The following is a 213-nucleotide window of genomic DNA, read 5'->3' as shown; positions in this document are numbered from 1 at the left end:
TCCCACCCCTGTACCAGTTGCTGAAGAAGACCTGTGAGCGTCCGCGCCGCCACACCCCGCAGGAAAGGGGGCCCCTGGGCCAGAAAGAGGAAGCGCTCCCCCGTTTCCGTCTCCACCTCCCGGTTGCGCCACAACCGGATGAGGAAACCCATGCCCCATTCCTGGAGCCGCCGCATGAGGGAGAGCCGGTCAAAGCCCCGGTCCAGGAGGAAG

1 pseudogene is annotated in these 213 nt (G+C 66.2%); it reads right to left on the bottom strand.

Features of this window, described 5'->3' with window-relative positions:
• A pseudogene (locus L0D17_RS13465) lies at nucleotides 1-213 on the bottom strand (hypothetical protein); the annotation flags it as partial.

The organism is Thermus thalpophilus, from assembly GCF_022760915.1.
In the GTDB taxonomy this organism is placed as follows: domain Bacteria; phylum Deinococcota; class Deinococci; order Deinococcales; family Thermaceae; genus Thermus; species Thermus thalpophilus.
This window is presented reverse-complemented; position numbering and strand designations above follow the sequence as displayed.